We start from the raw sequence: 19,937 nt of genomic DNA, 5'->3' as shown, positions 1-19,937 counted from the left end.
GCTTCTCCCTTTCGGCACCGGCGCGCCCCTTCGGCTCGGGGCGGTTACTCGCCCGCTCGCCCGCTCGCCCGTGACGCCGCTCGGGGCGGCGCGGCTTGAGGCTTCAATCATCAGTAGAATTTTGCAGAACGCAAAGATTACCTTATAACTAAGGCATGATCGAGGCCCGCCATCTGCGCGTCCTGCGTGCCGTCGCCCGCACCGGCTCCTTCTCCGCCGCCGCCCGTGAGCTGGGGTGTACGCAGCCTGCCATCAGTCAGCAGATGAAGGCCCTGGAGAAGTCCGTGGACACCCCGCTGGTGGTCCGCTCGGGCCGCGGCATGCAGCTCAGCGAGGCCGGGCGGGTCCTGCTCAAGCATGCCACCGGGATCCTGGCGGGGCTCTCCGCCGCCGAGGAGGAGGTGGCCGCGATCGCCGGACTGCGGGCCGGTCGGGTGCGACTGGTCTCCTTCCCGACCGCGAGTTCCACCCTGGTGCCGCCCGCCGTAGCCCGGCTGCGGGACGGCCATCCGGGGGTGCGCGTGTCGCTGGTCGAGGCGGAGCCGCCGGAGTCGCTGGCGATGCTGCGCGGCGGCGAGTGCGAGATCGCGCTGGCCTTCCGCTACCCGCAGTCCGACGGCGCTGCCGCGCTGCCGGTGTCCGCGCACAGCACGCCCCGCGAGGCGCGGGCCGAGGCCAACCTGGAGGCCCAGCAGCTGTCGGCCGGGACCGACTGGTCCGATCTGGTGGTCACCCCGCTGCTGGACGACCCGCTGGTGGGCCTGCTGCCCGCCGCCCACCCGCTGGCCGGGCGGGGCGGGCCGGTGGAGCTGGCCGAGCTGGCGGGGGAGCAGTGGATCGCCGGCTGCCCGCAGTGCCGGGGGCACCTGGTGGAGCTCTGCGCGGGGGCCGGATTCGAGCCCCGGATCGACTTCGCGACGGACGACTACCCGGCGGTGGTCGGCCTGGTGGCGGCCGGGCTGGGGGTGGCGGTGCTGCCCCGGCTGGCGCTGCAGTCGGTGCGCCCTGACGGCGTGTCGACGGTGCCGGTGCGGACGGCTTCGGGGGCGCCGGCGGTTCGCCGGGTGGTCGCGCTGACCCTGCCGGACCTGGCCGAGGTGCCGGCTGTGGCCTTGATGCTGGAGCGGCTGGCCGGGGCGGCGGGCGCCCGCTGACGGGGGGTGACGGGACTCCCGTAGGTCCCGTACCGACTGTGAGCGGGCTGAGGCGCCGCGAAGAAACGTTTCTTCACGGCGCGTCGTGGAGGCGGGTCTAGCGCTGCGCGACCGCCGGCGGGGCCAGTGGGACCTCCACCAGCCGGTGCCGCGAGCGTCCCAGCATCTCCTCGCGCTCGTCCTCGGTCATCCCGCCCCAGACGCCGTACGGTTCGCGGACCGCCAGCGCGTGCGCCGCGCATTCGGCGATCACCGGGCAGCGCATGCAGACCTCCTTGGCGCTGGCCTCGCGCGAACTGCGCGCGGCCCCGCGCTCGCCCTCCGGGTGGAAGAAGAGCGAGCTGTCCACGCCACGGCAGGCTGCGGAGAGCTGCCAGTCCCAGAGGTCCGCATTGGGACCGGGGAGGCGGGAGAAATCTGCCATGGCTCATTCCCTTCAGAGGCCGTCGGCCGCAGGCCGGGAACTCGGCGGGCTGCTGCCGAGCGGTACGGCGGGGCTTCGATGCGCTGGTGTGGACACCTGGAAATATGACTTAAGGCGACTCCATGGACAAGTCACCCACACACTGGCACAACAGTCAATGACCATACGAAAGCTATAAAAACGGGCAAAGTGGGCAAGGGCCTTCGGCGGGCGTGGGCGTGGCAATCGGGTGGCCGACGGGCGCGCGACGCACCGAATCGGTGTGCGGGTCGCACGCCCACCGCGCGCGAGCTGCGGAAAAGTGCGGCGTGTGCACCGCGATGCGGCTGATCGGTAACGAGTCGGCCACGTACAGTGGTGGAGATGACCCTGAAGGCCGTAACTCATTCGAGTGACGGTCGTTGGAAGTGCGGAGGCGGTTAGCGGGCGTCGGACATCGGGAACGATCGCGGGCAAGTTGGGGCGATCAGCACGGAGTCTGCCGCCGATCGGCCGTGTCGGAGAGGTTCGTACCAGCCAGGAGGCTCAACGTGACGCGGATCAGCTGCGGAGGACGACAGTCATGACTTCCGTTCTCGTTTGCGACGATTCCCCGCTCGCCCGCGAGGCGCTTCGCCGCGCGGTCGCGACCGTACCCGGTGTGGACCGGGTCACCACCGCGACGAACGGGGAGGAGGTCCTCCGCCGCTGGGTGGCCGACCGCTCCGATCTCGTTCTGATGGACGTCCGGATGCCCGGCCTCGGCGGGGTCGAGACGGTCCGGCGACTGCTGTCCGCCGACCCGGGCGCGCGGATCATCATGCTCACCGTCGCCGAGGACCTCGACGGTGTCGCGCTCGCGGTGGCCGCGGGCGCCCGCGGGTACCTGCACAAGGACGCCTCGCGCGCCGAGCTGCGGGCCACCGTCACCCAGGCCCTCGCCGACCCGACCTGGCGGCTCGCCCCGCGCCGGCTGCGCAGCCCCGACATGGGTGCCGCGCCGACCTTGACGGCGCGTGAGATCCAGGTGCTGGAGGGCATGAGCCACGGCCGCAGCAACGCCGAGATCGGGCGCGAGCTGTTCCTGTCCGAGGACACCGTCAAGACGCACGCCCGACGGCTGTTCAAGAAGCTCGGGGCCTCCGACCGCGCGCACGCGGTGGCGCTGGGTTTCCGCTGGGGCCTGGTCCGCTGACCACCGGCGGCGCCGCCGGGTGCGGCGCGCCACCGGTGATCCCCGGGGCGGATGCCGCACGGGCGTGTGACGTTACGGTCCCGAGGTTGCACCATGGAGGAGTGGAGCACCTCGGGGACCAGCGGACAGGCACTGTGGCGAACCACGCAGCCGCAGGACACTCGGCGGACGGCGCGACGGACGGAACCACCGACGGCGGGGCGGGAGGCGGCACGGTGCAGGAGGGGCCGGTGGTGCGCGGCACGCCCTACGGTGCCGCAGCGCATAACGTTCCGGTGCACAACTCCGGACGCGGTGCCGCGTTTTCCCGCTCGACCAGGCACCATGGACCGATGCGCGACGACGTCGCCGGTGCGTCCGGCCAGGCGGACCCGGTGGAGGCCGAGCCCTCCGGCCCGGGTCACGATCCGTCGTACGCCGATTCCGACGGCCCGGGCGGTTCCGGTGCCGACGTCGGACCACGCCGCCCGCCGGTGCTCGGTACGGGCAGCTCGCCGCTGGTGGGCGAGCTGGTCGCGGCCGCCGTGCGCGGCGAGGGGCCGGCGATCGACGCCCTGCTCGCCTATGTCCACCCGCTGGCGCTGCGGTACTGCCGCGCCAGGCTGGTCCGGCTGCCCGGCGGGGCCCGGCACCACGTGGACGACGTCGCGCAGGAGGTCTGCGTCGCCGTGCTCTGCGCGCTGCCCCGGTACAAGGACCAGGGGCGGCCGTTCGAGGCCTTCGTGTACGGCATCGCCGCCCACAAGATCGCCGACCTGCAGCGGGCCGCGATGCGCGGGCCCGGTTCGACCGTCGTCCCGCAGGACGACCTGCCGGAGGTGCCGGACGAGGCGCTCGGCCCGGAGGAGCAGGCGCTGCTGAGCAGCGACGCCGCCTGGGCGAAGGAGCTGCTGTCCAACCTTCCGGCCCGTCAGCGCGAGCTGGTGCTGCTGCGGGTGGCCGCCGGGCTGTCGGCGGAGGAGACCGGCGAGGTGCTCGGCATGTCGCCGGGGGCCGTCCGGGTGGCCCAGCACCGGGCGCTCAGCCGGCTGCGGGCGCTCGCGGAGGAGTCCTCCTGACCTCGGCCGTTCCCGTCGGCTGGCCACTGGGGCAGGTGTCGGCTGGGGCTGTCGGCTGGGGTTGGGGCAAGCAACGGGGCGGGGTTGTTGTCAAGGGCACACGAGGACACATTCGCGGTGCCAGTACCATGGGGTATCGGCGCCTGGGCGGGTTGCCAAAGTTTCACGGGTGCGCGCGGGGTCCCCTTGGAGGATCCTCCCATTGCACCCGGCTTCGGCGGTCTGCGCGAGTGAGCGATGAATGCGCCCCCACCCTCAGGGCGTGAGCGGATAAGGCCGGCCACGGAAGGTACCCCCCAAATGTCTTACAACGCCGCAGGCGTACCCGAGAAGTTCGCCATGCTCGGGCTCACGTTCGATGACGTCCTGCTGCTGCCCGGGGCCTCCGAGGTGCTGCCGAACCAGGTGGACACGTCCTCGCGGGTCTCCCGGAACGTCCGCGTCAACATCCCGCTGCTCTCCGCGGCGATGGACAAGGTCACCGAGGCGCGGATGGCCATCGCGATGGCGCGCCAGGGCGGCGTCGGCGTGCTGCACCGCAACCTGTCGGTCGAGGACCAGGCCAACCAGGTCGACCTGGTGAAGCGCTCCGAGTCCGGCATGGTCACCGACCCGATCACGGTCGGCCCGGACACCACGCTGGCCGAGGCCGACGCGCTGTGCGCCAAGTTCCGCATCTCCGGCGTGCCGATCGCCGACGAGGCGGGCAAGCTGCTCGGCATCGTCACCAACCGCGACATGGCCTTCGAGTCCGATCGCAGCCGCCAGGTCCGCGAGATCATGACCCCGATGCCGCTGATCACCGGCAAGGTCGGCATCTCCGGCGTCGACGCGATGGCACTGCTGCGCCGCCACAAGATCGAGAAGCTGCCGCTGGTCGACGACGAGGGCCGGATCAAGGGCCTGATCACCGTCAAGGACTTCGTCAAGGCCGAGCAGTACCCGAACGCCGCCAAGGACGCCGAGGGCCGGCTGCTGGTCGGCGCCGCCGTCGGCGCCAGCGCCGAGGCGTTCGACCGGGCCCAGGCCCTGGTCGAGGCCGGCGTGGACTTCCTCGTGGTGGACACCTCGCACGGCCACAGCCACAACGCGCTGGCCTGGATCGCGAAGATCAAGTCGGCCGTCGGGGTCGACGTGGTCGGCGGCAACGTCGCCACCCGCGACGGCGCCCAGGCGCTGATCGACGCCGGCGTGGACGGCGTCAAGGTCGGCGTCGGCCCCGGCTCCATCTGCACCACCCGCGTGGTCGCCGGCATCGGCGTCCCGCAGATCACCGCCATCTACGAGGCCGCGCTGGCCTGCCGGGCGGCCGGCGTGCCGGTCATCGGCGACGGTGGCCTGCAGTACTCCGGCGACATCGGCAAGGCGCTGGCCGCCGGTGCCGACACCGTCATGCTCGGCTCGCTGCTGGCCGGCTGCGAGGAGTCCCCGGGCGAGCTGCTGTTCATCAACGGCAAGCAGTTCAAGTCCTACCGCGGCATGGGCTCGCTGGGCGCCATGCAGTCCCGCGGCCAGGGCCGCTCCTACTCCAAGGACCGCTACTTCCAGGCCGAGGTGGCCTCGGACGACAAGCTCGTCCCCGAGGGCATCGAGGGCCAGGTGCAGTACCGCGGCCCGCTGTCGGCCGTCCTGCACCAGCTGGTCGGCGGTCTGCGCCAGACCATGGGCTACGTCGGCGCCGGCACCATCGCCGAGATGGAGAGCAAGGGCCGCTTCGTCCGGATCACCTCGGCGGGCCTCAAGGAGAGCCACCCGCACGACATCCAGATGACCGTCGAGGCGCCGAACTACTCCACCCGCTGACCGGTCCGTACGGCACGAACCACCGAGGGCCCGCCGCTGCACCGCAGCGGCGGGCCCTCGCCCGTCCGGGGAACGGGCCGTCGGGGCGGGGCCGCCGGTAGTACGGGATACTGGGTGCGGCCGGGGTGACCCGGCGGGCATGAGCAACACAGCAGAAGGGCTCGAAGTGACTGAGATCGAGATCGGGCGAGGCAAGCGCGGCCGCCGGGCGTACGCCTTCGACGACATCGCCGTCGTCCCCAGCCGCCGTACCCGGGACCCGAAGGAGGTCTCGATCGCCTGGCAGATCGACGCCTACCGCTTCGAGCTGCCGTTCCTGGCGGCCCCGATGGACAGCGTGGTCTCGCCGCAGCAGGCCATCGCCATCGGCCGCCTCGGCGGCCTGGGCGTGCTGAACCTCGAGGGCCTCTGGACCCGCTACGAGGACCCGCAGCCGCTGCTGGACGAGATCGCCTCGATCACCGACGCGTCCACCGCGACCCGCCGGCTGCAGGAGGTCTACGCCGCGCCCATCCGCGCCGAGCTGATCAAGCAGCGGATCCAGGAGGTCCGCGACTCCGGCGTGGTCACCGCCGCCGCGCTCTCGCCGCAGCGCACCGCCGAGTTCTCCAAGGCCGTGGTGGACGCCGGCGTCGACGTCTTCGTCATCCGCGGCACCACCGTCTCGGCCGAGCACGTCTCCAGCGGCGCCGAGCCGCTCAACCTCAAGCAGTTCATCTACGAGCTGGACGTCCCGGTGATCGTCGGCGGCTGCGCCACGTACACCGCGGCCCTGCACCTGATGCGGACCGGCGCGGCCGGCGTGCTGGTCGGCTTCGGTGGCGGTGCCGCCCACACCACCCGCAACGTGCTCGGCATCCAGGTGCCGATGGCCACCGCCGTCGCCGACGTGGCCGCCGCCCGCCGCGACTACATGGACGAGTCCGGCGGCCGCTACGTGCACGTGATCGCGGACGGCGGCGTCGGCTACAGCGGCGACATCCCGAAGGCCGTCGCCTGCGGCGCCGACGCCGTGATGATCGGTGCCGCGCTGGCCCGCGCCACCGACGCCCCGGGCAAGGGCTTCCACTGGGGCATGGAGGCCGTCCACGAGGAGCTGCCGCGCGGCAAGCGGGTGGACCTCGGCACGGTCGGCACCACCGAGGAGATCCTCACCGGTCCGTCGCACACCCCGGACGGCACCATGAACCTGTTCGGTGCGCTGCGCCGCGCGATGGCCACCACCGGCTACACGGAGCTCAAGGAGTTCCAGCGGGTCGAGGTGACGGTCACCCCGGCGCTCGACCGCTGAGTCGCGTCCCGACGAAGGCCCCCGCCGACTCCCTGGGTTCCAGGAGTCGGGCGGGGGCCTTCGGGCTGTCCGGGGGCCGGGGGGCGGCTGTCGTCCGTGGGGGTCAGCCGCGGTCGGCGGTGCGGCGGGTGAGGAGGAAGCCGCCGACGAGGGCGATGGCGTAGAAGGCGGCGTCGAGCGGGCGGAGGTCGGCACGCCAGGTCGTCAGGGTGTCGTACAGGAGCCCTCGCGGGCCGGGGCCGTCGGCGTGCACCCGGCGGAGGTGTTCGGTCAGCTGGCCGAGGAGGAGCGCGCCGGCCGCGAGGAGGGCGCCGAGCGGCGGGAGCAGCCGGTTCCGGCCACCGAGTAGACCGAGCGGGAGGGCGACCAGGCCGGCCGGGGCGATGGCCAGCCAGCCGAGGCTGTCCGCGGCCCGCAGCGGGGCGCAGCCGTAGGCCAGGCCGCCGAGCAGCATGGCGAGGACGGCGAGGGCCACGGCCAGGGCGGTGCGGCGGCGGGGGGTGGTCCGGGGCGCGGGGGTGACCGGGTCGTAACCGGTCACCGGGGCGCCGGGCATGCCGGGCGCCACGTAGCCGTCGGGGGAGGCCGGAGGGGGTGCGACCGAGTAGTGCTGGGCGGTGCGCGGCCGGGCCGAGGGGCCGTCAGTGCCCGGTGCGGGTGCGGTCATGGGCGTCGAATCCCCCCGGAAAAGACGATGAGCTGCCGAACGGTAGCAGTGAATCGAACGGATCTTGGCGAGTTTTCGATCACAGATCGGGCACGGAGCGCCGCACCCGTTCCGGTTCGTCCCAGCTTGGAGCGGGGGGCGGGTGGTCCTGGGACCCCGGGACAGGGGATGATGGAGGCTTGGGCGTTCGGGCCCGGCCGGTCCGACGCGCCGTCACCACGACCGCCAGCAGCACATGGGGGAACGTTCCGAATGACCCAGGCGAAGGGTTCCACCGGCCGCCTCCTGGCCGGCCGCTACCGCCTGAACGGCGTGCTCGGACGCGGCGGCATGGGCACTGTCTGGCGCGCCGAGGACGAGATGCTCGGCCGGACCGTCGCGGTCAAGGAACTGCGGATGAACGCCAGCGTCGAGGAGGAGGAGAAGCACCGGCTGATCGTCCGGACGCTGCGCGAGGCCAAGGCGACCGCCCGGATCCGGCACACCTCGGCGGTCACCGTCTTCGACGTGGTCGACGAGGACGACCGGCCGTGGATCGTCATGGAGCTGGTCGAGTCCCGCTCGCTGGCCGACGTCATCCGCGAGGACGGGCCGCTCGCGCCCGGCCGGGCCGCCGAGATCGCGCTCGACGTGCTGGGCGTGCTGATCGCCGCGCACGCGCTGGGCATCCTGCACCGGGACGTGAAGCCCTCCAACGTGCTGATCGGCGAGGACGGCCGGGTCGTGCTGACCGACTTCGGCATCGCCAGCGTGGAGGGAGACGCCTCGGTCACCTCCACCGGCATGCTGGTCGGCGCGCCCTCGTACATATCCCCGGAGCGGGCTCGCGGGCAGAAGCCCGGGCCGCCGGCCGACCTGTGGTCGCTGGGCGGCACGCTGTACGCGATGGTCGAGGGGCGGCCGCCGTACGACCGCGGCTCGGCACTGGCCACGCTGACCGCGGTGATGACCGAGGACCTGGTCACGCCGGTGAACGCCGGGGCGCTGCGGCCGGTGATCGAGGGGCTGCTGGAGAAGGACCCGGCCGATCGGCTGGACGCCTCGCAGACCCGGTCGATGCTCAAGCGGGTGGTCGCGGACGCGACCGTGAGGGCCGAGTCGACCACCGAGCACGCGATGCCGATGGAGAAGCCGGCCGCCGCGCCGGAGTCGAAGGCCGAGTCCGAGTCCAAGGCCAAGCCCGAGGCGAAGCCGCCGGCGGAGACTAAGCCGCAGTCGGAGCCGGAGCCGGAGCCGAAGAGGCCCGAGGACGGCCGGAAGCGGACCGTGGGCGGGCTGCTGGGGACGGTCCGGGTGGGCAGCCGGGCCCGGGACGAGGAGCCGCCCGCAGCCGCCGTGGCGGAGCCCGTCACGGCGGCGGCGGAGGAGCCGACGCCCGAGCCGATCCGGCCGGTGACCAGCGAATGGACCTTGGGCGCGACGCAGGCCGCCGGGGCGAACCCGCGCACCGGCCGGCGACGGCTGGCCATCGCCACCGTGGTCGTGGTGCTGCTGCTGATCGCGGGAGTGGTCGCGGTGGTCCAGGCCCTCGGTGGCGGCACCGGCGACACGAAGGGCGCGGCCACCCACAGCGCGGGCGCCACCACGCCGGGGGCGGCGACCACGGACGCCACGCCGAGCGCCACGCCGCCCGCGCCGGAGCCGGTGCCCGCCGGCACCGCCCCCGGGACGCCGGGCGCGGACGCCACCACGCCCGCCGCTCCCGTGCCCGCGCAGCCCGCCACCACGCCCGCCGCCACCACGCCCGCGGCTCCCGCGCAGCCCCCGGTGCCCGCCCAGACCCCGGCGCAGCCCGCACCGGGCGGCGCGGTGCCGGCCGGGTACCACGAGTACAAGGACCCGAGCGGCTTCTCGGTCGTGCTGCCGGACTGGCTGCAGCCGAGCAGCTCGGACGCCAACCGGAGGATCTTCAAGAACGCGGCCGACGGCAGCCAGCTGCGGATCGAGTGGACGACCTCGCCGGGCGCCAGCGCCGTCGCCGACTGGCAGGAGTCCGAGCCCGGCCTGCGCGGCCAGGTCAGCAACTACCAGCGGCTGAACCTGTCCGCGATCTCCTACCGGCAGTGGACCAACGCCGCGGACTGGGAGTGGACCAGCGGCACGCCCAAGACGCACTCGCTCAACCGCGGCTTCGTGACCGGGACTCCGGCCAAGTACGGCTACTCGATCTACTGGATCGTCCCGGACGCGGAGTGGTCCGCGCAGGCCCCGGTCCGGGACGTCGTCTTCGGCAGTTTCCAGCCCGCGCCGTAGCGAGGGCTGGGCCCACGGGGGACGGGTTCAGCGGGGACGGGTTCAGCCGATCAGGCGCTGCTTGGCCCGGGTGAACTCGTCCTCGGTGAGCGCCCCGGAGGCGTGCAGGGCGGCCAACCGCTCCAGCCGGTCGACGAGTTGCTCGCCCTCGCCGAGCGCGGCAGGGTCCGTCGGTGCGGCGGCGGCGGGCGCGGCCGGCGGGGCGGTGCGGGCGAGCCGGGCGGACTCCCGTACCTGCTCGGCGAAGACGTCGGCCTTGACCACGTCCTCGAAGCGGTGCGAGCCGGTCAACGCGACGACCGTCAGCACCTCGCCGTTGAGCTTGGTGCGGGTCACGGTGGCGTCGGTGACGGCGGTGAGCGGAACCGGTACCGGCGGCTTCCCGTCTTTCAGGAAGAGCAACCGATGGGTGGTCAGCACGAGCACCCCCTTGCGGAAGTGGTCGGGGTGGCGCCCGGCGGTGGAGGCGACCGGCTTCTCGCCGTCGATGACCGTCCCCTCGACCGTGCGGACGGCCTCCGCCCGGTTCGCCTGGTTGTTGTTTCCCGTCACCTTGAAGGCGGTGTCGATCAGATCGGTCCAGTCCATGGGACCGAGCGTAAAGGAGCCGCTCAGTAGGCTGCTCGGTGAGCGAGAGGAACTGGCATGCGAGGCGGCCCCGGGCAGTTGCTGGCGGGACGGTACCGGCTGACGGACCGTCCCGAACCTTTCCGCGCCCAGGCGGTGGACGAGCGGACCGGCGAATCGGTGTTGCTTCGTGCCCTGGAGCTGCCTGCGCTGCTGACCGCCGGTCAGGACCCGGAGGGCGTGGCACCCGCCCAGGCGGACCGGCTGGTACGGCGGGTGGCGGCGGTCGGCTCGGCCGCGCCGGCCGCGCACCCGCGGCTGCTGCGCGGGGTCGGGGCCTTCGTCGAGGGCGAGCTGTTGTGGACGGCGGAGGAGCGGCCGGCCGGGCTGACGGCGGCCGAACTGCTGGTCGGCGGGCCGGTCCCGCCGTACCGGGCGGCCGAGTTGGCGGCGGACCTGGCCGGCGCGCTGCGGGCGCTGCACGGGGCCGGGCTCACGCACGGCAACCTGACCGCCGAGTCGGTGCTGCTCTGCGAGGACGGTGCGGCGATGCTCGGCGGACTGCTCGCCGGGGTGGCGGAGGAGGCGCTGGCCGAGGAGCTCGGCGGGCCGGGCGGACGGCGCCGGTACGACGTACGGGCCACCCTGGTCGGCCCGGTGGCGGAGCGCTGGCCGCTGGACGGCGGCCCGGCGGGCGACTGCTGGGCGCTCGGGGTGCTGGTGCACCGGCTGGTCACCGGCCGCTCGCCGTACCCGGAGGGCGGCGTGCCGGAGCTGGTGACGGCCGTACGGGACGGACGGCGCGAGCACTCGGCGGTCTGCGGGCCGCTGGGGCCGCTGGTCGAGCGGCTGCTGCAGCCCGACCCGGTGCTGCGGCCGACCGCGGAGGCGGTGTGGCGCGAGCTGGTGGAGCTGCTGGCGGGCGCGCCGGAGCCGGTGGACGAGGAGCGGGTGGCGCGGGCGGTGACGCTGAAGCCGGAGGCGCCGCTGGTGCCGGTGCGGCCGCGCCGGGGCGCCCGGGTCGGCCGACGGGGTGGAAACGCCGGGGGTTCCGGGAAGGCCGGGGCGGGCGACGGCGCCGGTAACGGGCCCGGTGGCGGGGTGAAACCGCCGCGGATACCCCCCTCCCTCCTGGGTCCGCTGCTGGTGGGGGGCGTCTTTGTCCTGCTGGCGCTGGGAATGGTCGCCGTGGTGCTGTTCGCAGGCTGACGGCCCGGGCGGATCCGGCGCCGCTGGTCCGGGAGGTGGGCGTGATTACCGAGGGCGGCACCGTACGCCTAATGTGTGCGTGGGATTTGTTCGAACAGTGGTCTGCACCAGGCCATCCGTCGCGGTGACGGCAGGCGGAATGTGTGGGGGAGCGGTCGCGGATGGGCGTGCAGGACCGGCCGGAGGCGGCCGAGGCGGAGCGGTTGCTGGCCGGGCGGTACGAGCTCGGCGAGCGGCTCGGCCGGGGCGGCATGGGCACCGTCTGGCGGGCCTGGGACCGGATGCTCGACCGGGAGGTCGCGGTCAAGGAGCTGACCGTCAACCACCTGCCCGAGGAGGACCTGCAGATCCTGCACACCCGGATGAAGCGCGAGGCCAGCGCGGCCGCGCGGATCAAGCACCCCGGTGTGATCACCGTGCACGACGTGCTGGAGCAGGACGGCCGGCCGTGGATCGTGATGGAGCTGGTCGACGGCCGCTCGCTGGCCGACGTGATCAGCCAGGACGGCACCCTGCAGCCGCGCGCCGCCGCCGAGGTCGGCAGCCAGGTGCTCGCCGCCCTGCACCGCGGCCACCAGCTGGGCGTGCTGCACCGGGACGTGAAGCCGGCCAACGTGCTGCTGGAGCGCGGCACCGGGCGGGTGGTGCTGCTGGACTTCGGCATCGCGAAGTACGAGGGCTCGACCGAGCTGACCCGGCCGGGCGACCTGGTCGGCTCGCCGGACTACCTGGCGCCGGAGCGCGCCCAGGGCGAGCGGCCCGGCCCGGCCTCCGACCTGTGGGGCCTCGGGGCCACGCTGTACGCGGCGGTCGAGGGCCAGTCGCCGTTCCGCCGGGACTCGCCGATCAGCACGCTGGCCGCGGTGGTCGACGAGCCGCTGCCGGAGTCGCGCCGCGCCGGTCCGCTGGGGCCGGTACTGGCCGCGCTGATGGCCAAGGACCCGGCCGACCGGCCGACCGCGGACGAGGTGGCCCGGATGCTGGCCGAGGTGCAGGCCGGGCACACGATGGGCTTCAAGGCCGTCGCGCCGGTGCGGCTGCCCACCCAGTCGGTACCGGTGGTGGACCGCAGAGAGCACCGGGCGGAGGCCGCGGAGGCCCCGGACGGGAGCACCGAGGGCTCCGAGGGTTCCGTGGGCTCCGAGGGGCCGACCGAGCCGCGGGCGTCTGCCGGTGACCCCGCCGCAGCCGCCCCAGTCGCTGCCGTCGCGGCCTCCGGCGTCGCGGCCCCCGCCGTCCAGGACACCTCCGGGGGCGGGGTGGCCGCCGGGCAGGCGCACACCGCGCCCGTCGCGCCGGTACCGCACTCCGTCACGCCCGCGCGCGGCCCGGCCAAGCGCCGCAGCACCGCGAAGATCGTCGCCATCGCGGTGGCCGTCGGCCTGCTGGCGGCCGCGGGGACCTTCCTCGCCACCCAGCACGTGGTGGGCGGCGGCTCCGACGACCCGACGCCGACCGGTCCGGTCGAGTCGACCGGACCGGAGCCCAGCAGCGACGCCAGCCCCCCGAGCGCGGCGCCCGACGGCTACCACTGGGTCGACGACCCGGCCGGCTTCCGCTTCCCGCTGCCCTCGGGCACCCCGGCCTGGCAGCGCACCGCCGCGTCCGACAACCAGATCTACTACAGCCCCGACAACAAGACGCACTACCTGCAGTTCGCCGTCACCGTCGGGCAGTCGGTCAAGCCGCTGGAGCACATGCGGCAGATGGAGAGCTCCGTCTCCAAGTCCCTGAAGGACTACAAGCAGCACAAGATGACCAGCGTCGCGGTCAACGGCCACGAGGCGGCCGTCTGGGAGTTCAGCTACGCCGCCCAGGGCGGCGGCCGGCGGCGGGCGATCGAGGCCGAGTTCATCGACGACGACGGCACCAGCTACGCGATCTACTCGTCCAGCCCGGAGCGGGGCAACGAGTGGAACGAGGCCGAGCAGCGCTTCAACGCGGTGCTCCACTACTTCGCGCCGACCCGCTGAGCCGACGGCGCCCACGGTCGGAACGCTTCGACGGCCGGAAGGCTTCGACGGTCGGAGCGTCCGCTTTCGCCCGACTGCGGCAGATTCTTGTTACCCACGGGTACCGGACCGGCCCCCGAAGGCCTAGGCTGCGCCGTATGTCGGACCTCACAGCAGATGCAGTGGCCACCGAACACCCCGGCGCCGGCAACCCGGCGGCCCCCGGCGGCGGCCGGACCGTCGCAGCGGCCGTCCCGCGCTCCCTGGTCGACCGGCTGGCCGCCGGCGTCACCGCCGCCGGCGAGCCCGACCTGGTGGACACCGTCGCCCCGCTGACCGGCGAGCGGCTGGCCGGCCTGCCTCAGTCCACCCCGGCCGACGTCGAGGTCGCCTTCCAGCTGGCCCGCCGCGCCCAGCCGGCCTGGGCCGCGCTGCCGGTGCGCCGCCGCGCCGCCGTCCTGCTGCGCTTCCACGACCTGCTGCTCAAGCGGCAGGACGAGGTGCTGGACCTGATCCAGGCGGAGACCGGCAAGGCCCGACTGCACGCCTTCGAGGAGGTGCTGGCCGTCGCCATGGCCGCCCGGCACTACGGGCGCGCCGCGCACACGTACCTCAAGGACAAGCGGCACGGTGGCGCGCTGCCGGTGCTCACCCACGCGGTCGAGGCCCGCCGCCCCAAGGGCGTGATCGGCCACATCTCGCCCTGGAACTACCCGCTGGAGCTGTCCATCGGCGACGCCCTGCCCGCCTTCGTGGCCGGCAACGCCGTGGTCAACAAGCCCGACACGCAGACCGCGCTGACCGCGCTGTGGGCCCGCGAGCTGCTGGTCGAGGCCGGGCTGCCGGGCGACCTGTGGCAGGTCGTGATCGGCGACGGGCCGGTGATCGGCCCCGCCGTGGTGGAGCACGCCGACTACGTCTCCTTCACCGGCTCCACCCGCACCGGCCGCGACGTGGCCCAGCGCGCCGCCGCCCGGCTGGTCGGTGCCTCGCTCGAACTCGGCGGCAAGAACGCCATGCTGGTGCTCTCCGACGCCGACCTCGACGCCGCCGCCGCGGGCGCCGTACGGGCCTGCTTCTCCTCCGCCGGGCAGCTGTGCATCTCGATCGAGCGGCTGCTGGTGCACCGCTCGGTGGCCGACGAGTTCCTGGAGCGCTTCGCCGCCCGCACCCGGGCGCTGCGCCTCGGCGGCGGCCTCGCGTACGGCGCGGACATGGGCTCGCTGGTCTCCGTCCGCCAGCTGGAGACCACCACCCGGCACGTGGAGGAGGCGGTCAAGGCGGGCGTCACCGTGGTGGCCGGCGGCCGCGCCCGGCCGGACCTCGGCCCGTTCTTCTTCGAGCCGACCATCCTCGACGGCGTCACCCCGGACCTGGCGGTCTGTGCCGAGGAGACCTTCGGCCCGGTCGTCTCCGTCTACCGCTTCGACACCGAGGACGAGGCGGTGGCCGCCGCCAACTCCACGCCGTACGGCCTGAACTCCAGCGTCTGGACCAGGGACCGGCGGCGCGGCCGGACGGTCGCGGCCCGGCTGCGCACCGGGACGGTCAACGTCAACGAGGCCTACGCGGCCGCGTACGGCTCGGTCGCCTCCCCGATGGGCGGCATGGGCGACTCCGGGCTGGGCCGCCGGCACGGCGCCGAGGGCATCCTGCGCTTCACCGAGGCGCAGACCATCGCGACCCAGCGGTTGATGCCGATCGCGCCCTCGTTCGGCCTGGACGACAAGCAGTTCGCCGCCGTGATGACCGGCGGGCTGCGCGCGCTCAAGGCGCTGCGCTTCAGGTAGGCCCCCGCGACAGCCGGGCCCCGCGGTCGTGCGGGCCCGACTCGCGGTTCCCACAGGCATGTTCATCCCGGCGAAGGAGCGGTGGCAGATGGTGGAGTCCGGCGGTGCGACGGAGTTCGACTACGACGTGGTCGTGGTCGGATCCGGCTTCGGCGGATCGGTTGCGGCGCTGCGGCTGACCGAGAAGGGCTACCGGGTCGCCGTCCTGGAGGCCGGACGGCGCTTCGACCGGGACGAACTGCCCAGGAACTCCTGGGACCTGCCGAACTACCTGTGGGCTCCGCAGCTCGGGCTGTACGGCATCCAGCGGATCCACCTGCTCGCCAACGTGCTGATCCTGGCCGGCGCCGGGGTCGGCGGCGGCTCGCTGAACTACGCCAACACCCTGTACGTGCCGCCGAAGGCCTTCTTCGAGGACCGCCAGTGGCGCCACATCACCGACTGGCAGGAGGAGTTGGCGCCGTTCTACGACCAGGCGCAGCGGATGCTCGGGGTCCGGCTCAACCCGACCGTCACCCCCTCCGACGTCCACCTCAAGGCGGCCGCCGAGCGGATGGGCGTCGGCGACACCTTCCACATGGCACCGGTCGGGGTGTTCTTCGGCGACGGCAAGGACACCGACGGCACGGCCAAGGCGGCGCCCGGCGACGAGGTCGCCGACCCGTACTTCGGCGGCGCCGGCCCGGCCCGCAAGGCCTGCGTGGAGTGCGGCGAGTGCATGACCGGCTGCCGGCACGGCGCCAAGAACATGCTCACCGAGAACTACCTCTACCTTGCGGAGCGGGGCGGCGCGGAGATCCACCCGCTCACCACGGTGGCCCGGATCCGCGAGCTCCCCGGTGCCGACGGGAACCACGGTTTCGCCGTGGACGTGCGCCGCACCGACTCGCGCTCGAAGACGGACCGGGTGAAGGCGGGCGCGCGGACCATCACCGCCGCCCGGGTGGTCGTCGCGGCCGGCACCTACGGCACCCAGTCGCTGCTGCACCGGATGCGGGACGCCGGGCACCTGCCCCGGATCTCCGCCCGGCTCGGCGAGCTGACCCGCACCAACTCCGAGGCCCTGGTGGGCGCGCAGACCACCGACCGGCGCTACGGCACCAAGGCGGACTTCACCAAGGGCGTCGCGATCACCTCCTCGATCCACCCGGACGCCAACACCCACATCGAGCCGGTCCGCTACGGCAAGGGCTCCAACGCGATGGGCGCGCTGTCGATCGCCCAGGTCAAGGGTGGCGGAGCGGTCCCGCGCTGGCTGCGCTACCTGGGTAACTCGGTGCGCCACCCGGTGACCTTCGCCCGCTCGATGAACCAGCGCGGCTGGTCCGAGAAGACGATCATCGGCCTGGTGATGCAGTCGCTGGACAACTCGATCACCGTCTCGCTGAAGAAGGGCCCGCTCGGCAAGCCCCGGCTCACCTCCGGCCAGGGCCACGGCGAGCCCAACCCGACCTGGATCCCCGCCGCCGAAAAGGGCGCCCAGGCGCTGGCCGACGAGATCAACGGCTTCGCGGGCAGCACCGTCGGCGAGATCTTCGACATCCCGATGACCGCGCACTTCCTCGGCGGCTGCCCGATCGGCGACGCCCCCGAGACCGGCGTGGTCGACCCGTACCACCGGCTGTACGGATACCCGGGGATCAGCGTGGTGGACGGCGCGGCCGTCTCCGCCAACCTCGGCGTCAACCCCTCGCTCACCATCACCGCGCAGGCCGAGCGCGCCCTGTCGATGTGGCCGAACAAGGGCGAGGCGGACCGGCGCCCGGCGCAGGACCAGGCGTACCGGCGGGTCACTCCGGTGGCGCCGGTGCGGCCGGCCGTGCCGGAGAGCGCGTTCGGCGCGCTGCGACTGCCGCTGCTGCCCGTCCCGGAGGTTCCCGGGAAGCGCGGCTGAAGCCGGTCCGACCCCCCAACCCGCCTGCCCTTGTTCCCGGTTGACATCCGTTCGGGTCCGATGGGATAAACGGGCTCCTTGGGGCAACCCAGGGACTCGTCGAGCGGGGGGAACCGGTCCATGGCCAACTGCGCATCGTGCGGCGCGACTTCGGTGGAGGGGGCGTCGGCGTGCGGCTCGTGCGGGCGGCCGCTTGCACCTCCGCCCCCGCCCCCGCCCCCGCCCGCCGCGGCCCCGCCTCTGCCTGCCCCGCCTGCGGTGGCCCCGCCTCTGCCTGCCCCGCCTCTGCCTGCCCCGCCTGCGGTGGCCCCGCCTCTGCCTGCCCCGCCTGCCCCGCCCGCGGTGGGCACGTGGGGCGCCGGGACGCCGTACACCCAGCCGCCGCCCGTCCGCCGTCTGCTGACCGGGCCCGACTGGCGCCCGGCGTTCAGGGCGGCCGTCGCGCCGACCGCCGTGCTGCTGATGGCCGCGCTGATCGCGGCCATCCCGGGCGACTACCAGTACGAGTACCGGTTCCGGTCGCCCGACTTCGGCGACCGCTTCGGCGCGACACTGTCGATGGCGCTGAACGCGCTCGGCGCGCCGTTCAAGCTCGGGTACCAGAGCCCGCTGAGCCGCGGCCACGCCGAACGGATGGACATCGTCTTCCGGGTGGCGCCGATGACCGTCACCGCCCTGTGGTGCCTGGCGCTCTGGTTCGGCCTGCGGGCCGGGCTGCGGCGGCGCAAGGCGGTGGAGGGCCAGCTGACCCGGGTCCAGGCCGCCGGTGAGGCGCTGCGCACCGCCCTGGTCCTCGCCGGGGTGACGACGGTGCTCTGGGCGGTCGGCGGTACGACCTGGCAGCCGCAGGACACCTACGACATCCCGGACTACACCGGTACCAGCGGCCAGGACCTGGCCCGGCCGGTGATCACCGCGGGCGCCGGCTGGCCGGAGGCGGTCGGCTGGACCGTGCTGCTGGCCGGACTGCTGGCCTTCACCGTCTACGGCACCGACGCGCTGCGCTGGGCCGCCTGGCGCAGCCGGTCGGTGCGCGGCTGGGCGGTGGCCGCGCTGACCGCCGGCCAGGCGATGGCGCTGTCGGTGGCCCTGTCCGCGACGGCGGCCTTCGTCCTGGTCGCGGCGAACAGCACGAGCGGCGGGCAGACCGGGCTGTCGCTGGCCTTCCTGCCCAACCTCGGCCTCACCCTGCTCGGCTTCGGCTCGGGCGCGACCTTCCAGGCGCACAGCGGCATGACCGGCGGCAAGACGTCCTGGGGCGACCGCAGCGAGGACCTGGACCTCTCCTTCTTCGACCTGCGCGACCAGGTGACCGCCGACTGGCGCTGGGCCGGCCTGCTGGCGCTCGCCGCGGCGGGCCTGCTCGGCTGGACGGCGTACCGGCGACAACTGGACGCGGCCGACCGGCTGCGCCTGGCGGCGGTGCACGCCACGGCGCTCACCGCGCTGATGGCGGTGGCCGGGGCGATGATGACCCGGACCTCGTCCGTGGCGGGCTGGAGCCGGGCCACCGACACGGCGGTGTCCCAGGAGAACTCGGTCGGGCTGACCTTCCTCACCGTCCTGGCGGCCAACGCGGCCTGGGCGGTGGCCGGCGCGCTGCTGGTGCCGCCGCTGCTGGCGGCGGTCCGCGGCGGGGGCGCGCCGCAGGGCGCTGCTCCGCATCCGCATCCGCATCCGTATCCGTACGCGCCCGCGCCCGTGCCGCCGGAGGTGCCGCACGGGCCGATGCCGCCGCACGGCGTCCCCGCGCAGGGCGGTCCGGCGCAGGGCGCTCCCGTGCAGAGCGGTCCGCCGCACGGTGTCCCCGCGCAGGCCGCCGTGCCGCAGGACGGGCCGACCGCCCCCGGGGCCGGGGTGGGCGAGGTGCTGGGCTCGCACGAGGCGCCGCCCACCCCCGCGGCCGGGACTTCGGTCCCCGCCGACGCGCCGCAGGCCCGGGGCGAGGAGTCGGTGGACCCGAGCGTCTGGCGCGAGCACCCCTGAGGTCCGAAGGGTCCGGACGGCACAGGGCGGCCGGACCGGGGGCGGAGGCGTCCGGAACGGGCAAAGGGCCCCGCGGGGGAGCGGGGCCCTTTGTCGTTCAGCACTCGGCGTCAGGGCCGCGCCGGTGCTGGGGTGACGGCGCCGGGGGAGGAGCGCCGTCGTGTCGGTTGGCCTGGGGTCGCGCCCTCGCGGCTCCGGCGTGGGTGGCCGGCGGTCTGGGGCGCGGGCGCTCGTGGAGCGGCAGGCGGCGCGCAGGTCTGCGCCGGTCCCTCGCTCACGGAGCGTGAAGTGAAAACCGCTGTCGCCTGGCTGTGCGGCGGCTGCGGAACGTCGTCGGCGGGCCCTCTCGGTGAGCCGTCAGGTCGCCGGGAGAACCGCTTACAACGAGCATCGTGCTGGACGAGGGGCTCGCTCTGCAACCGATTCGGCACAGTTCGATCCTGTCCATTTGCTGTCAGGGCGACCGCCGATGATCACGGTGCGTAGTGGTCGGGAGGGTGCGGCGCACGGGGACGCGCGTAGCGGCGCGGGACGGCCGGGGGCGTGCGCCGGGTGTGCCCCGGATCGGGCCGGGGGTGCGACGGCCGGTCCCGGGCGTCCCCGGACTCCGGCCGTCCCACCTCTCGACCCAGTCGCGGCCGGGTTCGCTGTCCCCTGCTTGCCGACCGCGGCACCCGCGCACGGTCCCACGGAGCCGCGCTCCCGGCGGAGCCGG

At 74.1% G+C, this 19,937-nt stretch carries 14 protein-coding genes; 11 read left to right on the top strand and 3 right to left on the bottom strand.

The genetic code is table 11. The annotated features are described in order from the left end of the window. Positions 1-155: 155 nt before the first annotated feature. Positions 156-1,154, top strand: a complete 999-nt coding sequence (locus ACIBEC_RS23225) for a LysR family transcriptional regulator (RefSeq protein WP_360495091.1) — start codon at positions 156-158, stop codon at positions 1,152-1,154. 97 nt (positions 1,155-1,251) lie between these two features. Here ACIBEC_RS23225 and ACIBEC_RS23220 read toward each other — a convergent pair whose 3' ends face one another. Continuing rightward, on the bottom strand, positions 1,252-1,578 hold the full coding sequence (locus tag ACIBEC_RS23220) for a WhiB family transcriptional regulator (RefSeq protein WP_049654358.1): 327 nt from the start codon (positions 1,576-1,578) through the stop codon (positions 1,252-1,254). 562 nt (positions 1,579-2,140) lie between these two features. Between ACIBEC_RS23220 and ACIBEC_RS23215 the strand changes: the two genes are divergently transcribed. The 4 genes from ACIBEC_RS23215 (at position 2,141) to ACIBEC_RS23200 (ending at position 6,904) form a co-directional block, all read left to right on the top strand. Beyond that, positions 2,141-2,752: a response regulator transcription factor gene (locus ACIBEC_RS23215; RefSeq protein WP_014136228.1), complete on the top strand. Its 612-nt coding sequence runs from the start codon at positions 2,141-2,143 to the stop codon at positions 2,750-2,752. Positions 2,753-3,084: 332 nt separating this feature from the next. Beyond that, positions 3,085-3,810 (top strand): sigma-70 family RNA polymerase sigma factor, encoded by a 726-nt coding sequence (locus ACIBEC_RS23210; protein WP_360495093.1) that lies wholly within the window; start codon positions 3,085-3,087, stop codon positions 3,808-3,810. A 300-nt stretch (positions 3,811-4,110) separates the two neighbouring features. Continuing rightward, positions 4,111-5,613 (top strand): IMP dehydrogenase, encoded by a 1,503-nt coding sequence (guaB, locus tag ACIBEC_RS23205; protein WP_360495096.1) that lies wholly within the window; start codon positions 4,111-4,113, stop codon positions 5,611-5,613. A gap of 166 nt (positions 5,614-5,779) precedes the next feature. Beyond that, positions 5,780-6,904, top strand: coding sequence for a GuaB3 family IMP dehydrogenase-related protein (locus tag ACIBEC_RS23200; RefSeq protein ID WP_360495099.1), 1,125 nt, complete (start codon positions 5,780-5,782; stop codon positions 6,902-6,904). A gap of 103 nt (positions 6,905-7,007) precedes the next feature. Here the strand turns inward: ACIBEC_RS23200 and ACIBEC_RS23195 are convergent, their stop codons facing one another. Continuing rightward, positions 7,008-7,571 carry a hypothetical protein gene (locus tag ACIBEC_RS23195; protein ID WP_360495102.1) on the bottom strand — a complete coding sequence of 188 codons (564 nt, stop codon included), beginning with the start codon at positions 7,569-7,571 and terminating at the stop codon, positions 7,008-7,010. 252 nt (positions 7,572-7,823) lie between these two features. Here ACIBEC_RS23195 and ACIBEC_RS23190 point away from each other — a divergent pair, with 252 nt between their 5' ends. Beyond that, positions 7,824-9,824 carry a protein kinase gene (locus tag ACIBEC_RS23190; protein ID WP_360495105.1) on the top strand — a complete coding sequence of 667 codons (2,001 nt, stop codon included), beginning with the start codon at positions 7,824-7,826 and terminating at the stop codon, positions 9,822-9,824. 42 nt (positions 9,825-9,866) lie between these two features. On the opposite strand, the gene ACIBEC_RS23185 is transcribed toward ACIBEC_RS23190, so the two are convergent. Continuing rightward, positions 9,867-10,412 (bottom strand): SHOCT domain-containing protein, encoded by a 546-nt coding sequence (locus tag ACIBEC_RS23185; RefSeq protein WP_360495108.1) that lies wholly within the window; start codon positions 10,410-10,412, stop codon positions 9,867-9,869. Between the two features lie 57 nt (positions 10,413-10,469). Here ACIBEC_RS23185 and ACIBEC_RS23180 point away from each other — a divergent pair, with 57 nt between their 5' ends. From ACIBEC_RS23180 to ACIBEC_RS23160, 5 genes are all read left to right on the top strand, one after another. After that, the gene (locus ACIBEC_RS23180; protein WP_360495111.1) at positions 10,470-11,600 is read left to right on the top strand and encodes a hypothetical protein; all 1,131 of its coding nucleotides are present in this window, start codon (positions 10,470-10,472) and stop codon (positions 11,598-11,600) included. A 161-nt stretch (positions 11,601-11,761) separates the two neighbouring features. After that, a complete protein-coding gene (locus ACIBEC_RS23175) occupies positions 11,762-13,573 on the top strand; it encodes a serine/threonine-protein kinase (protein ID WP_360495114.1) in 1,812 nt (603 codons plus the stop codon). A 137-nt stretch (positions 13,574-13,710) separates the two neighbouring features. After that, entirely contained in the window at positions 13,711-15,342 is a 1,632-nt protein-coding gene (locus tag ACIBEC_RS23170; protein ID WP_360495117.1) for a succinic semialdehyde dehydrogenase, read from the top strand. A gap of 88 nt (positions 15,343-15,430) precedes the next feature. After that, the gene (locus ACIBEC_RS23165; protein ID WP_360495119.1) at positions 15,431-17,236 is read left to right on the top strand and encodes a GMC family oxidoreductase; all 1,806 of its coding nucleotides are present in this window, start codon (positions 15,431-15,433) and stop codon (positions 17,234-17,236) included. Between the two features lie 342 nt (positions 17,237-17,578). Beyond that, positions 17,579-19,222 (top strand): proline-rich domain-containing protein, encoded by a 1,644-nt coding sequence (locus ACIBEC_RS23160; RefSeq protein ID WP_360495122.1) that lies wholly within the window; start codon positions 17,579-17,581, stop codon positions 19,220-19,222. Positions 19,223-19,937 lie beyond the last annotated feature (715 nt).

Source organism: Kitasatospora sp. NPDC051164 (assembly GCF_044455625.1).
Classification (GTDB): Bacteria; Actinomycetota; Actinomycetes; order Streptomycetales; family Streptomycetaceae; genus Kitasatospora.
This window is presented reverse-complemented; position numbering and strand designations above follow the sequence as displayed.

What these genes read in the sequence shown, in the direction of transcription:
- ACIBEC_RS23225 (WP_360495091.1), top strand. Translation starts at nt 156, where the DNA reads ATGATCGAGGCCCGCCATCTGCGCGTCCTGCGTGCCGTCGCCCGCACC.
- ACIBEC_RS23220 (WP_049654358.1), bottom strand. Translation starts at nt 1,578, where the DNA reads ATGGCAGATTTCTCCCGCCTCCCCGGTCCCAATGCGGACCTCTGGGAC.
- ACIBEC_RS23215 (WP_014136228.1), top strand. Translation starts at nt 2,141, where the DNA reads ATGACTTCCGTTCTCGTTTGCGACGATTCCCCGCTCGCCCGCGAGGCG.
- ACIBEC_RS23210 (WP_360495093.1), top strand. Translation starts at nt 3,085, where the DNA reads ATGCGCGACGACGTCGCCGGTGCGTCCGGCCAGGCGGACCCGGTGGAG.
- guaB (WP_360495096.1), top strand. Translation starts at nt 4,111, where the DNA reads ATGTCTTACAACGCCGCAGGCGTACCCGAGAAGTTCGCCATGCTCGGG.
- ACIBEC_RS23195 (WP_360495102.1), bottom strand. Translation starts at nt 7,571, where the DNA reads ATGACCGCACCCGCACCGGGCACTGACGGCCCCTCGGCCCGGCCGCGC.
- ACIBEC_RS23190 (WP_360495105.1), top strand. Translation starts at nt 7,824, where the DNA reads ATGACCCAGGCGAAGGGTTCCACCGGCCGCCTCCTGGCCGGCCGCTAC.
- ACIBEC_RS23185 (WP_360495108.1), bottom strand. Translation starts at nt 10,412, where the DNA reads ATGGACTGGACCGATCTGATCGACACCGCCTTCAAGGTGACGGGAAAC.
- ACIBEC_RS23180 (WP_360495111.1), top strand. Translation starts at nt 10,470, where the DNA reads ATGCGAGGCGGCCCCGGGCAGTTGCTGGCGGGACGGTACCGGCTGACG.
- ACIBEC_RS23175 (WP_360495114.1), top strand. Translation starts at nt 11,762, where the DNA reads ATGGGCGTGCAGGACCGGCCGGAGGCGGCCGAGGCGGAGCGGTTGCTG.
- ACIBEC_RS23170 (WP_360495117.1), top strand. Translation starts at nt 13,711, where the DNA reads ATGTCGGACCTCACAGCAGATGCAGTGGCCACCGAACACCCCGGCGCC.
- ACIBEC_RS23165 (WP_360495119.1), top strand. Translation starts at nt 15,431, where the DNA reads ATGGTGGAGTCCGGCGGTGCGACGGAGTTCGACTACGACGTGGTCGTG.